This window comes from Halohasta litorea, assembly GCF_024494645.1.
In the GTDB taxonomy this organism is placed as follows: domain Archaea; phylum Halobacteriota; class Halobacteria; order Halobacteriales; family Haloferacaceae; genus Halohasta; species Halohasta litorea.
Map to the genome: position 1 here is coordinate 566416 of NZ_JANHDJ010000002.1, position 12471 is coordinate 578886.

General features: G+C 63.2%; 15 protein-coding genes. 5 read left to right on the top strand and 10 right to left on the bottom strand.

The annotated features are described in order from the left end of the window. Nucleotides 1-207 precede the first annotated feature (207 nt). On the bottom strand, nucleotides 208-402 hold the full coding sequence (locus NO877_RS07715) for a cold-shock protein (protein WP_253737383.1): 195 nt from the start codon (nucleotides 400-402) through the stop codon (nucleotides 208-210). 86 nt (nucleotides 403-488) lie between these two features. Further along, nucleotides 489-1682 (bottom strand): hypothetical protein, encoded by a 1194-nt coding sequence (locus NO877_RS07720; protein WP_256395742.1) that lies wholly within the window; start codon nucleotides 1680-1682, stop codon nucleotides 489-491. 364 nt (nucleotides 1683-2046) lie between these two features. On the opposite strand from NO877_RS07720, the gene NO877_RS07725 reads away from it, so the two are divergent. Next, complete coding sequence (locus NO877_RS07725) at nucleotides 2047-2625, top strand: GNAT family N-acetyltransferase (protein WP_256395743.1); 579 nt, start codon at nucleotides 2047-2049, stop codon at nucleotides 2623-2625. A 15-nt stretch (nucleotides 2626-2640) separates the two neighbouring features. On the opposite strand, the gene NO877_RS07730 is transcribed toward NO877_RS07725, so the two are convergent. Then, entirely contained in the window at nucleotides 2641-2934 is a 294-nt protein-coding gene (locus tag NO877_RS07730) for a DUF8142 family protein (protein ID WP_256395744.1), read from the bottom strand. 41 nt (nucleotides 2935-2975) lie between these two features. Continuing rightward, nucleotides 2976-3251, bottom strand: coding sequence for a DUF7520 family protein (locus tag NO877_RS07735; RefSeq protein ID WP_256395745.1), 276 nt, complete (start codon nucleotides 3249-3251; stop codon nucleotides 2976-2978). A gap of 79 nt (nucleotides 3252-3330) precedes the next feature. On the opposite strand from NO877_RS07735, the gene cdd reads away from it, so the two are divergent. The 3 genes from cdd to NO877_RS07750 all read left to right on the top strand — a co-directional run bounded on the left by cdd (nucleotide 3331) and on the right by NO877_RS07750 (nucleotide 5949). After that, complete coding sequence (cdd, locus tag NO877_RS07740; RefSeq protein ID WP_256395746.1) at nucleotides 3331-3750, top strand: cytidine deaminase; 420 nt, start codon at nucleotides 3331-3333, stop codon at nucleotides 3748-3750. A gap of 89 nt (nucleotides 3751-3839) precedes the next feature. Continuing rightward, nucleotides 3840-4661 (top strand): nucleoside phosphorylase, encoded by an 822-nt coding sequence (locus tag NO877_RS07745; RefSeq protein WP_256395857.1) that lies wholly within the window; start codon nucleotides 3840-3842, stop codon nucleotides 4659-4661. 121 nt (nucleotides 4662-4782) lie between these two features. Then, nucleotides 4783-5949 carry an NAD(P)/FAD-dependent oxidoreductase gene (locus NO877_RS07750; RefSeq protein WP_256395747.1) on the top strand — a complete coding sequence of 389 codons (1167 nt, stop codon included), beginning with the start codon at nucleotides 4783-4785 and terminating at the stop codon, nucleotides 5947-5949. An 89-nt stretch (nucleotides 5950-6038) separates the two neighbouring features. On the opposite strand, the gene NO877_RS07755 is transcribed toward NO877_RS07750, so the two are convergent. Beyond that, a complete protein-coding gene (locus tag NO877_RS07755) occupies nucleotides 6039-6572 on the bottom strand; it encodes an Rrf2 family transcriptional regulator (RefSeq protein ID WP_256395748.1) in 534 nt (177 codons plus the stop codon). Between the two features lie 220 nt (nucleotides 6573-6792). Between NO877_RS07755 and rocF the strand changes: the two genes are divergently transcribed. Further along, nucleotides 6793-7701: an arginase gene (gene rocF / locus NO877_RS07760; protein WP_256395749.1), complete on the top strand. Its 909-nt coding sequence runs from the start codon at nucleotides 6793-6795 to the stop codon at nucleotides 7699-7701. A 35-nt stretch (nucleotides 7702-7736) separates the two neighbouring features. On the opposite strand, the gene NO877_RS07765 is transcribed toward rocF, so the two are convergent. From NO877_RS07765 to NO877_RS07785, 5 genes are all read right to left on the bottom strand, one after another. Next, nucleotides 7737-8693, bottom strand: a complete 957-nt coding sequence (locus NO877_RS07765; RefSeq protein WP_256395750.1) for a phytoene/squalene synthase family protein — start codon at nucleotides 8691-8693, stop codon at nucleotides 7737-7739. Between the two features lie 136 nt (nucleotides 8694-8829). Next, nucleotides 8830-8958, bottom strand: a complete 129-nt coding sequence (locus NO877_RS07770; RefSeq protein WP_256395751.1) for an HVO_2523 family zinc finger protein — start codon at nucleotides 8956-8958, stop codon at nucleotides 8830-8832. Nucleotides 8959-9027: 69 nt separating this feature from the next. Continuing rightward, nucleotides 9028-9927 carry a bisanhydrobacterioruberin hydratase gene (cruF, locus tag NO877_RS07775; protein ID WP_321169425.1) on the bottom strand — a complete coding sequence of 300 codons (900 nt, stop codon included), beginning with the start codon at nucleotides 9925-9927 and terminating at the stop codon, nucleotides 9028-9030. A gap of 41 nt (nucleotides 9928-9968) precedes the next feature. Next, entirely contained in the window at nucleotides 9969-10856 is an 888-nt protein-coding gene (locus NO877_RS07780; protein ID WP_256395752.1) for a prenyltransferase, read from the bottom strand. Further along, nucleotides 10856-12397: a phytoene desaturase family protein gene (locus NO877_RS07785; protein WP_256395753.1), complete on the bottom strand. Its 1542-nt coding sequence runs from the start codon at nucleotides 12395-12397 to the stop codon at nucleotides 10856-10858. Before NO877_RS07785 ends, NO877_RS07780 begins: the two co-directional genes overlap by 1 nt. Nucleotides 12398-12471 lie beyond the last annotated feature (74 nt).

A 12471-nucleotide genomic window follows, 5' to 3' on the forward strand; every position in this document is an offset into this window, starting at 1 on the left:
ATTTGTCGTCTACTACAAAACTATTTCGCCAGACGCAGAATTCAGTGCCGATCCGACTGCCGATACCGACCGCTCCAGGAACGGATGGCTGTCAACGGTTGCGGCCGTTGTCGCTACAAACAGTCGAAACGCGCGGGGTCGAGATGCCTCTCGCCGGTCGAAAAATGAAGGAAGATGTAGTTGTCTGTGAGTGTTCGCGAGGCGAACTTACAGACGGGTTAGGTTATTCGCGCGTGGGCCTTTCGGGGACTGCTCGATGTCGAACTCGACATCCTGGCCCTCTTCGAGATCCGGACCGCCGACGTCTTCCATGTGGAAGAACACGTCGTCGTCAGCATCTTCTGTGTCGATAAAACCGTAGCCGCCAGTGTCGTTGAAGAAATCAACCGTACCGTTTGCCATTGCCTTTGTTCGAAACGCCCCTATATAAATAAGGCTTGCGCGGGACGAGCTACCATGGACCGCCCGGTGTATGCGACCACAGACACCTACGTATCGCCGAACAGCGCCGTCAGGTGGACTCGGGGCGCGTTACGGTGTTTCTCGGTGGAGTCGGCCCCGCTGGCGAGACCGTCCTGGAGTTCGTCTTCGGTCGGGGCCTCCGTCGGGAACAGCCCGGAAAACCGTGTCTCGACGCCTGTGATGGTTCCGCTGGCGTCGATTGTCGGTTCGAGCCCAGCAACGAACGTCTCGAGGCCATCGAACACCGGGTCGTCGGTGCTGCTGGGAGTTGTCCCGACCGTCTCGGCGATGCGTGCGAGCGGCTCGTCGGCCCCCCAGACGCCGAGGCTCAACGCCGTGGGGCCGGTCGTCTCGAAGAGCCACTCGCCGTTTTCGTCGTCGACGATCCGATCGAGCGTGTTGATGTACCCCGAGAGGGTGTGGGCGAGGACGGTGTCGCCGGACGCCTCTCGGTCGGCGTTTTCGGTCGGCACGACAAGTAGATCGTCGCCAACGGCGAAGGCCCGCCCCGAGCCGTCCTCGTAGATCGCCATACTGCGCTGTTGGTCGACCTGTTGGAACTCGGTCGTATATCGGTTCTCGAAGATCGATCCGTCATAGCTCCCATCGAAGAGCAGTAGGTCGTCGATCAGCGTGACCGCAGTGACCTCGATTCCGGTGTCGATCTCACCGTCGGCCGTCGTTTCGATGGTCGTGTTACCGGTCGTTCCGTTTTCGACCGTCCCGTTGTCCGCCGTCTCGTTGCCAGGCCTCGTTCCGTTCATAGCGGTTCCGTTCGTCCTCCAGGAGCCCTCGACCGTCTCGTTGGTCGCAACGATCGTGTGGTTGGTCACCGTCCCGTCGTCGGCTCGATAGACGGCGGCGTCGGTGATTGCTTGGCGGAGGGGGGCCGCAAACGGATAGCTAGTGATCGTCTCGACGGCCGCAACGACTGGCTCACTACTCGAGAGTGGGAGTTCGGCGACCGGATCATCGGGGAGTCGCTGGGCGTCGAGGGCCTGCTGTACCGGCCCGAACGCCGACAGCCGCAGGTGACAGACGACGACGCCATCCCCGGTGTGGGTTTCGGCGGGCGTCAGCTCGCTGTACGGCGGGAGATCGTACCGCGGTGGCCCGTCTCCCAGCTCCGGTGTGGGCTCATCGTCGTCACTGAGACAGCCCGCGAGCCCGACCGAGCCGGTCGCGGCCGCGGCCGCCCGCATGAGTGTCCGTCGGTCCATGGCCGATTGTACGGCTCCAGCTACAAGTACCATACCAACACAGTCGGCTGCTCGCCACGCGACCACGCCGTCGAAGGCGGCTGACCGGATCAACACACAAATACTACAATATGTCAAACATCTTAGTATAACCGTAGTATTTTTTATTGGTCCCGACCGAGCACCATGTGACAGAGATTCTGAGTGTACCTCTGGGGGGTTCGCAGGTCTCTGTCACTGGAAGCGACTACTTGGGAGGGTAGTCGCTCCCACTGTTATACTGACGCCATGGTGGCCGGGGTCCGTTCAGGGATGGTCTCCAGGACGACGCGATTTCAGCTGTAGGCCCCGAGGATGTTTAGTGGTCGGGCTGCTACTGAGAGGTATGTACGTCCGCGATGCCAAAAACCGGGACGAGGCGTGGCTGTTGGACCGGATCGACGCACTGGGGATCGACGCGGAGGCCTTCCGGTCGCGTGACTACGTGCTGGCAGTCGACGAGGATACCAACACGCGGGTGGGCTTCGGGCGGCTTCGGGTCCATCCGGGCGAGCCCGAAGCCTGCGAACTCACCGGCATCGGCGTACTCGAACCGTGGCGTGGCCAGGGCGTCGGCGCACACGTCATCGAGCGGCTCATCGCTGAGGCTGGCGACGAGGGTTTTGACACCGTCTATGTGTTGACCGACCAGGCCGACTACCTCACCCAATTTGGCTTCGATCAGGTCGACCCGGAACTGCTTCCCGATCAGTTGGTCGAGCGCCTGGCGCGCAAACGCGAGCAGCTGGATGGGGCGGTCGTCCCGCTGGCGGTCGACGTCGCAGCCTTCGAGATGCCGGAGCGGCTCCGCGAGGCGTTCAAGACTGCGAGTGCTGACGACGGCGCGGCGGAGCCGGACGAAACGGCCGAGGATTTCGGGATCGATTCGGAGACGGCGACCTACAAGTACGATACCGGGCAGTAAGCGTCGGATACCGGCCTACTGGACGCCTTCCCGTCCGTCGAGGAAGTCCGTGCTGAAGACGATGTAGGTCAACACCGTACAGAACAGGATCGGCGGCAACAGCAGGAAGGCCCACAGCGGTTCGAGCCCCCACGTGAGGATCAGGGCGACGTTGCCGAGGCCGAGCAGGAGGAACGGCAGCGAATAGAGGGCTGCCCGTTTTCGTTTCCGGCCGGAATCGAGAACCTCCTCGTCGAGGATGTCGTCCCGAGACGGCCCCTCGGTAGCGGAGCCATCGTCGGAGTCAGCCTCACCGGTCGGCGTTTCCATACCCTCGCTACGGGGCCGAGACTGAAAAACCGTCCCACATCTCACTGTGCGTTGGTATCGTACCGCGAGGCCAGCGACACCGCCCCATACAGCAGGGCAATGGCGACCGCGACGACGACCATTCCGTAGAGCGTCATCGCCCCTGGCGAGACAGGCACCGTTAGCACGCCGAAGAGCGTCAGTTCAGTCAGCGTCTCACCGCCGTTGCCACCGACAATAAATCCCAGCAGCCCGCCCAGCAGGACCAGTCCGCCGCCGAGACCAAGCAGGATACGCCGCCCCAACCCACTGACGCCCGGTGCCGATTCCTCGCTCATACTTTCCCTAGGTGGCCCGCGGTGGAGAGCCTTTCCGTTTCGCCCCTGCTTATATATTCGCCCGCTACGGGCATACGGTATGACCGACTCACTGATCGAACGGGCGCGCGAGGCGCTGGACTCGGCCCACGTCCCCTACTCGGAGTATCGAGTGGGCGCAGCGCTTCGCACCGCCGATGGCGGCGTCTTCGTCGGCTGCAACATCGAGAACGCCAACTACTCCAACAGCCTCCACGCCGAGGAAGTAGCGGTCGCCGAGGCCGTCAAAACCGGCCACCGGGAATTTACACGCCTCGCGGTCACCTCCGCCGCCCGCGATGGGGTCACGCCCTGCGGGATGTGTCGACAAACCCTCGCGGAGTTCGCCGACGAGGACCTGGAGATCGTCTGCGACCGCGGGGAAAGGGTCGACACCTACACGCTGGGGGAACTCCTTCCGAATACGATCTCGGAGAAAACACTCGACGATGCCAGCCGACAGCGGGGCGAGGACCGATGACGACACCGCCGGATGGAGACGAGCCAGTCGGCGCGGATCAGTCGGTGCCCGGTAATAGCGTGGAACGGAGTTCCACGGACAGCCGGGCGGTGCCCGGCGATAGCGAGGACCCCAACGCCGACCGCCAGTACCATCTCGAAGTCACGGGCGACGATGTCGCCGACAGCGTGCTGTTGCCGGGCAATCCCGACCGCATCGAGACGATCACCGACCTGTGGGATTCCTCCAGGACAGTCGCCAGCCACCGCGAGTACCGCACGGCAACTGGCCGCTACGATGGGACGCCGATCTCGGCGACTTCAACGGGGATCGGCGGCCCCTCGGCGGCGATCGCGCTCGAAGAACTCGCCCGCGCGGGCTCGGCGACGTTCATCCGGGTGGGCTCCTGTGGGGCGATCCAACCCGAGATCGATGTTGGCGATCTGGTCATCACCTCCGGCGCAGTCCGCCAGGAGGGCACCAGCGAGGAGTATATACATAACGACTACCCGGCAGTCGCCGACCATGAAGTCGTCTCGGCGCTGATCGCCGCCGCCGAGCGGTTGGGCTACGATTACCACGTCGGCCTCACGATGAGCGCCGACAGTTTCTACGCGGGCCAGGGCCGACCCGGCTTCGACGGCTACGAGGCCCCCGGCAGCGACGACCTCGTCGAGACCCTGCGGAACGCCAACGTGAAGAACATCGAGATGGAGGCGGCCACCATCCTGACGCTGGCGTCGCTCTACGACTTGCGGGCTGGCGCGGTCTGTGCGGTGTACGCCAACCGCCAAACGGGGGAGTTCCGAACCGAGGGTGACGCGCGGGCCGCCGAAACCGCGAGCCTCGCGGTCGCCCTGCTGGCCCGGATGGACCAGCGCAAGCGTGAGTTGGGTGTGAATCAGTGGCATGCTGGTCTCTCACTCGATTGAGCAAATACGTAGTTTGTGGGCGTCTGTGGCTCTGAAGCAATGGTTTAGCTCTCGTTTTGTAGGGGATCCAGTCGACCGCTGTTTCAAAGCCGATTTATTCGATGCCGTCGCACACCCACACATGACAGAGCATGTTGTCGTCGTCGGTGCGGGCTATGCGGGCGCTGGGACGGTCCAATCGTTCGAAGACGAAATCGAGGAGGGCGAGGCCGAACTCACGTGGATTTCGGAACACGATTACCACCTCATTCTCCACGAGACCCACCGCGTCATCCGCGATCCGCAGGTCGAGTCGAAGGTCACCATCCCGGTCGATGAGATCAAATCCCCGGAGACGAACTTCATCCGGGACCGCGTCACGAGCGTCGACACCGACGAGCGGACGATCGAACTCCGAGACGGGGAAAGTGTCGACTACGACTACCTGCTGGTCGGCGTCGGCAGTTCGACGGCCTTCTTCGGCATCGACGGGCTCGAAGAACACTCACACACGCTCAAAAGTCTGGACGATGCCCGCGGCATCCACGAGGCCATTCGGAGCGCGGGCGAGGAGGCGACCCAAAGTGAGCCAGCCCAAGTGATCGTCGGCGGGGCCGGGCTCTCGGGCATCCAGGTCGCCGGTGAGATCGCCGAGTACCGGGATCTCCACCGCGCGCCGCTCGACATCAAGCTGGTCGAGGGGCTCGACGAGATCTTCCCCGGCAACGATCCCGAGATCCAGGGCGCACTCAAAAAGCGCCTCCTGGACCGAGATGTCGAGATCCTCACCGGCGACTTCATCTCGGAAGTCGACGAAGAGACCATCTCCCTCGGCGAGGAGAGCGAACTCGATTACGACGTGCTCGTCTGGACCGGCGGCATCACCGGCCGCGAGGAGATCGCCGAGACGGACCTCGACAAGGATGAGCGGTCGAACCGCGTCTTTGCCGAGTCGGACTTCCAGACCAGCGACGAGCGCGTCTTCGCCATCGGCGATGCAGCCCTCATCGATCAGGGCAACGACGACGTCGCGCCGCCGACCGCACAGGCAGCCTGGATGGCCGCCGAGGTCGCAGGCGAGAACCTCGCCCGCGCCGTCCGCGGCGCGCCGCTGAAATCCTGGAAACACACGGACAAGGGAACGGTCATCTCGGTCGGCGAGGAGGCAGTCGCCCACGATGTGAAGGGGATTCCGGTCAACACCTTCGGCGGCCCGGCCGCCAAGGCACTCAAAAAGGGGATCGCCTGCCGCTGGATCTCGGATATCACCTCGCTCAAACGCGCCGCGAAGGCGTGGAGCGATATGTGAGATAGGTCGAGACGCTTTTTAGTAGATACCGTTCGGTCGCCGTAACTCTGCTGCAGCGGGAATCCAATAGGACGCCGGAACCGACCCGATTAGTGGGCCGGATCTTCGGCGGGCGCGAGCATATCGTCGATCTGCAGAATCAGAATGTTGTTCGTGTCGTCTTTGGCATCCAGCGTCCCCGTGATGCGGAGCTTCGACAGCGGCGTCGGGCCGACGATCACTTCGTCGCCCTCGTGGAAGTCACGAACCGACCCCTGCAGATGGATTTCGGCCCGGCAGAGTTCGGGGTGGTGAACGCTCGAGAGATCGATGCTCTCGACGTTTGCGCTCTCGACGGTTTCGTCGTTGTGGAACAGCGGTACCGATGCCGCGTCGTCCATCTCGTCGACGTCGAGGGCCTCGTAGGCGTTGGCGGTCGGCTTATAGCCGCCTTTGGGGCCGGGGACACCCTCGACCAGCTGGAGGGCCTTGAGGCTCTGCATCTGGTTGCGGATCGTGCCGGGGTTGCGGTTGACCTCCTCGGCGATGTCTTCGCCTTTGACCGCGTCTTCGGTCTGTCGGTGAAGATTTGTGAGCGCAGTCAGGATCGTTTTTTGGCTCGGTGTGAGCTCGATTGATGACATACGACCCGTTTGGAGCGGATCGTTCATAAATCCGATGGAAAACTAGTAACAATTCAGTGTGACCAACGCGTTCGTTATCTCTTCTGCTCACCATTTGGAATCGATCTAGCGACTCTCGGTGTCGACTCACATGTCGCATACGTGTGGGTCGATCACGGCGATGTCTGTTACCGACTTCGAGCACCCATATTGCTAAGTAGCCGCCACCTCTCCCGTGAGCATGGAACAGATCGTACGAGTCATCGGTGCGCCGACCGACTACGGGGCGAACAGGCGGGGCGTCGACATGGGGCCGTCGGCGATCCGGTATGCCGGACTCGCCGACCAGCTCCGAGCCGCCGGTGTCGAGCCGGTCGAGGCGGGCGATATCCGGGCTCCGTATGCCGAGGAGTGCGATCCCGAAACGCGGTCGCTCCGCACCGGCACGGCGAGGTTCTTCGACGAGACGAAAGCCGTCTGCACGCAGCTGGCCGAAACCGTCGAATCGGCACTTGCGGCGGGCGAACTCCCCGTAGTGCTCGGTGGCGACCACTCGGTTGCGATCGGCTCGGTCTCCGGCTCTGCGGCCGCCAGCCCGATCGGTGCGATCTGGTTCGACGCCCACGCGGATCTCAACACGCCCTCTACTTCGCCGTCGGGCAACATCCACGGCATGCCGCTGGCGGCGCTCCTCGGCATCGGGGAGTTCGGCGAGCTGGAGTGGGCGACCGCACCGAATCTTCGGGAGGAAAACGTCGTCCTCGTGGGGCTTCGGAGCGCCGACGAGGCCGAACGGGCCCTGCTTGAGGAGCGAGACCTCACCGTCTTAACCATGTCCGATATCGACCGCCGAGGAATCACTGCTGTCGTCGATGACGCCCTTGAGGCGGCGACCGACGGCGTCGACGAAATCCACGTGAGCCTCGATCTCGACTGGCTCGATCCGACCGCGGCCCCCGGCGTCGGGACCCCGGTTCGCGGCGGCGTCACCTACCGGGAGGCTCACGCAGCGATGGAGCAGGTCGCCGCGAGATCGGCGATCCGGTCGCTTGATCTCGTCGAGGTGAATCCGACCCTCGACCGATCCAACGAAACCGCCGAGCTGGCGACCGAACTCGCTGCCAGCGCTCTCGGCAAACGCATCCTGTGATCGATTTCGCGGCCGACCACGGCAGTAGTCACTAACTACCGGACCGGTAGCCGGTCGACTAACTCCGCCCCGCGAGTGAACATGCCGCCGCGACCCTTGCCGTCGGTGATATTTCGGAACACGGCCTCGGGGTCTTTGTTCCAGACCCACTGCCAGCGCGTTCGGGCCAGGAGTGCGAGCTTCCGGGCGGTGGTGAGCTGCGGCGTTTCCGAGAGCACATCGTACTCCCGGTTGCGGATGAGTCGGTGGTGGTCGGCGTACAGAACGGCTGCAAGCAGGACCGCGAGCTGGCAGTCTTCGGGAAGGTATTTGATACCAGCGACGCCCTCGGCGTATAGCTGTTCGGCGCGGTTGAGTTCGTCCTGCATCACTGCGGCGACCTTGGTGTCCATCTCGAAGGCTTTGAGCTGCTCGTTGGTGACGCCGTGACGGTCGAGCGTCGATTGCGGGAGGTAGATCCGGTCGCGCTCAACGATGTCTTCGCGCACGTCTCGGAGGAAGTTCGTCAGCTGGAAGGCCTCACCGAGCGCGGTCGCATGGGGCAGCGCCCGCTCTGGGTTGTCGGGTTCCATGACCGCAGTCATCATTCGCCCGACGGCAGAGGCCGAGCCGTCCATGTAGGCTTCGAGTTCGTCGTAGGTTTCGTAGCGGTCGGTTTCGATATCCGAGGCCATCGCGTCGACGAACGTGTTGACGTCCTCGGGATCGATCTCGTATTCTTCACGGAGTTCCGCGAACGCCGACAGGACCGGATCGTCGGTGTCGATCTCGCCGAGTGCGGCGGCCCGAATCCGTTCGAGTTCTTCCCGCTGTTGTGCTGGCGGGACGTCGCCTGCGTCGTCGACCACTTCGTCGGCGACACGAAAGAAGGCATACAGCACGTAGGTCGCCTCTCTGATCCGCTGTGGCAACAGTCGCGTGGCGACGTGGAACGTTTTCCCGGTCCGCTGTTGGATCGCTTTGCTCCGGGCGATCTGTGTGTCTTCTACCATAGCTCTCCGGGAGCCATCGGTCGTCTCGTCGGCCGGTTCCGGCGGCACAGCATATACGTCTACATACGGACGCAATCAACATAACAGTTCGTACACAGACTGATTGTAACTGATATTCGACCGGATTCGCAGACTCTCAGTAGAAGGTGTCCGAACAGTCGTACACCACGCCGTGGGTCGGACAGACGTACTTGCAGTGGCGGTGGGTCATCGAGGACCCACAGAGTGGACAGGGTCGACCCGGGGGTTCGTCGCCGTCATCCATACGCGTATAGATCGAGTGAACACTCATTACTGTTACCGTTTTGCCGGTCGTCACTCCGGTAGGCACCGACTACCGGTCGACGACGCAGGGAACGTAGATTCCAGTTGAGGGACGGAGCAGGCCAGCGTCGAACCGCTTGGCCCGGAGGATCGCCACGCCGAACAGTAGTGCGACACCGACAGCCAACCAGTTGCCGAACCACGCGTTGATCACGCCCCAAAGAATGACGAAGCTCACCAGATCGTCCAACAGGAACTCACACTGGGCCAGTCGGGCGTCGAGCACGCCGCGGTCGATCGTCCAGTCCAGGACACCGACCGAGACGGCCGCGCTCAATACCCAGCCCGCGTAGTTCGACAGCGGCACGCCGTAGAAGACGCCACCGTCCAGATACTCCCAGAACCCCAGCGAGACCGCGGCCGGATCGAGCACGACGTCCATCGCCACGACCGCCGGAACCACGACACCGAGTCGGAACAGCCGCGAGTCGCCGCGGTCCCCGAGCAACAGCAGCGAGAGCACGTAGGTGTTGAGGACGATCGGGAGGAAGAAGACCGGCAGCGCTGCCGGAATATCACCGATCATCGGCCCGAGACTGATCCCGTACTCGAAGGTACCGTAGGGCCAGCCGGTCGAGACGCCTACGTACTCGATCAGGTAGGTGTAGCCGACTAACACCCCAACACCACCCAGCGCCCGCCGATCGATCGCCGGAATCACGCCGACGATAAGCGGGGCAGCCATCACGATCGTCCCGAACAGGATTAGGGGCACGTTGAACCGCAGCGGCGCGGGAATGAACGACCAACTTTCGGCACTCCCCAGCAACATGATCGCGCCGATCAGGGGGAAGAAGACGGCGATCGTAAACCGGTTGCCATCGACGAAAGCATCGAGCCACGCCTCGGTCTCCCGGCGGGTTCGGGGCAGTCCCGACAGCACGGCCGACAGCCCCTCGGCCTCCTGGATTCGCGGTTCGGCGCGCGACTCGCCCTCGGCGACTGATTCGCTCACGGCAGCACCTCCCAAACAGGGACGATCTCCCAGAGCGCACCGAGGGTGATGAGCGTGCCGACCGCAGTGTTGAGCGCCGGGAACCACCAGTAGGCTCTTGCTACTGCGACCGACGACCCCGAGACCCACACGACAAAGATGGGGTAGACCGCGAGGAGTGCGCCGAGCCGGAGGTCGACGGCTCCGAAAGCGAGGGCCGCGGCCACCCAGCAGGAAGCGACGTAGCCGTAGGTCCAACGTTCGCCGAGGGCGGTCGCAGTTGTCCGAATCCCTGCGGCGCGGTCCGGTTCGATGTCAGGAATCGCCGAAAACGTGTGCATTCCCATCGTCCAGAGCCACGCCCCAGCGACCGCAAGGAGCGGTGGCTGTATGCCAGCGACGACGACGTAGGCGGCGATCCCTGGCAGTATATACAGGCCGTTCGAGATCGAGTCCAGGAACGGCGTCGTTTTGAACCGGAGCGGCGGCGCGCTGTACTCGACGGCGAGGAACAGAAAGCCGACGAGCCACGGCCACGCCGCCGGTGGCGTGAGGCCGAGGAGTCCAACACCGAGGAGACCACAAAGAATCACCGCCGCCGTCACCAGACGGTCGCCCTGCCAGCGGACCTCCTTGTCGTCTTTTTTCGGGTTCTCGGTGTCGATCTCGGCGTCGAAGATATCGTTAACCCCGTACAGCAGGACGTTCGCCGGGAGCAGGAAGTAGGCGAACAGCGCGAGGCCGGTCGGCAGGAACAGATCGTCGACCGTGGTTGCCCCAACCGCGACACCGACCACAATCGGCCCGGCGAGATAGAACCAAAAGCGCGGTCGGGAGAGCATCAGCAGATAGGTGAGTCGGTCGACCAGCCCACCGCTACCGGTGTCGTCGGTCACAGTCGACATCACTCCGCGACGGCGTCGGCAGTTAATTGGCCACTAATCAGACACATCGGCACACCGATTCCAGGTGTGGTGTACGAGCCGGTGAAGTAGAGACCGTCTACCTCGTCGGACTTCCGCGAAGGGCGGAACAGCGAGGTCTGGCTGAGGGTGTGGGCCATCCCCAGCGCGGTGCCCTCCATTGAGTTGTAGCGATCGGTGAAGTCGTCCACGCAGAAGGTCTCCTCGACGACAATCCGATTGCGGAGGTCGACGCCCGTGTTGTCGGCGATATCGTCGAGCACCAGCTCGCGGTAGGTCTCCCGAAGTTCGGGGCTGTCGTCGAGCCCGGCCGCGATCGGCACGAGCGCAAAGAGGTTGCTGTGGCCCTCCGGCGCGACCGAGTCGTCGGTCTTCGAGGGCACACAGAGGTAGTAGGCCGGATCGTCGGGCCAGGCCGGATCGTCGAAGATGGTCTCGAAGTGGTCACTCCAGTCGGTGGGAAGGACGAGGCTGTGGTGGGCCAGTTCGTCGACGTCACCCTCGACGCCGAGGTAGAGCAGGAACGCCGAGGGGGCGTAGGTTCGGGAGTCCCAATAGTCGGCGCTGTATTGGCGTTTTTCCGGTGGCAGTAGCTCCTGTTCGGTGTGGGCGTAGTCGGCGTTCGAGACGACCCGATCGGCGAGGTACTCCTCGCCGTGTTCGGTTCGGACCGCGAACGCTCCTTTTCGCCCTGCGATTTCGGTCACCGGCTGGTCGGTGACGAACTCGACGCCGAGTTCCTCGGCGAGTTCGACGATCCCGTCGACCACCGCCCCCATCCCGCCGTCGGGGTAGTAGACGCCCATGTTGAAGTCGACGTGGCTCATCAGGTTGTAGAGCGCGGGAGTGTTGGTCGGCGCGCCGCCGAGGAAAACGAGGGTATACTGCATGATCTGCTGGAGTTTCGGATGCTCGAAGTAGCTCTCGACGTGGCCCTGCATCTTCCCGAGCAGGGAGAGTCCCCAGGAGTACCGCAGCACGTCGAGGTCCATGTAGTCCCGCAGCCGGGGGCGGTCGGTATAGACGAAGTGTTCCATTCCGACCTCGTAGGTGTACTGGGATTTGTCGAGATAGCGGTCAAGGGCCTCGCCCGCACCGGGTTCGTAGCTCTCGAACAGCTGCTTGTTGGCCTCGACATCGGGGAGCAAGTCGACCTGATCGCCGTCCTTGAAGAAGATCCGGTAGTGGGGGTCGAGCTGTGAGAGCGAATAATAGTCCTCGGGGCGCTTGCCGAAGTGACCGAAGAACCGCTCGAAGACGTCGGGCATCAGGTACCACGAGGGCCCCATATCGAACGTGAAGCCGTCGCGTTCGAGTCGGCTCGCGCGGCCACCCAACTGCTCGTTTTTCTCGACGACCGTGACGTTCGCCCCTGCGTCGGCGAGATAACAAGCAGTCGACAACCCACCAAATCCGCTGCCGATGACGACGATCTCCTCGCCATCGACCGCCGAGAGGTCGCCGTCGTATCGGCCTTCGTTGCCGCCGTGTCTGTTGCTGTCCTCGTTCGAGACGGTGGCCATTTATACGTCAAATAGGACGGACATACGTATAAAAGAATGGACTTCGCACCCACCGGCACGCCGCAGCTTTAGGG

Coding starts and splice junctions, on each gene's coding strand:
- NO877_RS07735 (WP_256395745.1), bottom strand. CDS start 3,251: ATGAGCGAGGAATCGGCACCGGGCGTCAGTGGGTTGGGGCGGCGTATC.
- NO877_RS07765 (WP_256395750.1), bottom strand. CDS start 8,693: ATGGTAGAAGACACACAGATCGCCCGGAGCAAAGCGATCCAACAGCGG.
- NO877_RS07770 (WP_256395751.1), bottom strand. CDS start 8,958: ATGGATGACGGCGACGAACCCCCGGGTCGACCCTGTCCACTCTGTGGG.
- rocF (WP_256395749.1), top strand. CDS start 6,793: ATGGAACAGATCGTACGAGTCATCGGTGCGCCGACCGACTACGGGGCG.
- NO877_RS07750 (WP_256395747.1), top strand. CDS start 4,783: ATGACAGAGCATGTTGTCGTCGTCGGTGCGGGCTATGCGGGCGCTGGG.
- NO877_RS07725 (WP_256395743.1), top strand. CDS start 2,047: ATGTACGTCCGCGATGCCAAAAACCGGGACGAGGCGTGGCTGTTGGAC.
- NO877_RS07715 (WP_253737383.1), bottom strand. CDS start 402: ATGGCAAACGGTACGGTTGATTTCTTCAACGACACTGGCGGCTACGGT.
- NO877_RS07730 (WP_256395744.1), bottom strand. CDS start 2,934: ATGGAAACGCCGACCGGTGAGGCTGACTCCGACGATGGCTCCGCTACC.
- NO877_RS07720 (WP_256395742.1), bottom strand. CDS start 1,682: ATGGACCGACGGACACTCATGCGGGCGGCCGCGGCCGCGACCGGCTCG.
- NO877_RS07780 (WP_256395752.1), bottom strand. CDS start 10,856: ATGTCGACTGTGACCGACGACACCGGTAGCGGTGGGCTGGTCGACCGA.
- NO877_RS07755 (WP_256395748.1), bottom strand. CDS start 6,572: ATGTCATCAATCGAGCTCACACCGAGCCAAAAAACGATCCTGACTGCG.
- NO877_RS07785 (WP_256395753.1), bottom strand. CDS start 12,397: ATGGCCACCGTCTCGAACGAGGACAGCAACAGACACGGCGGCAACGAA.
- cdd (WP_256395746.1), top strand. CDS start 3,331: ATGACCGACTCACTGATCGAACGGGCGCGCGAGGCGCTGGACTCGGCC.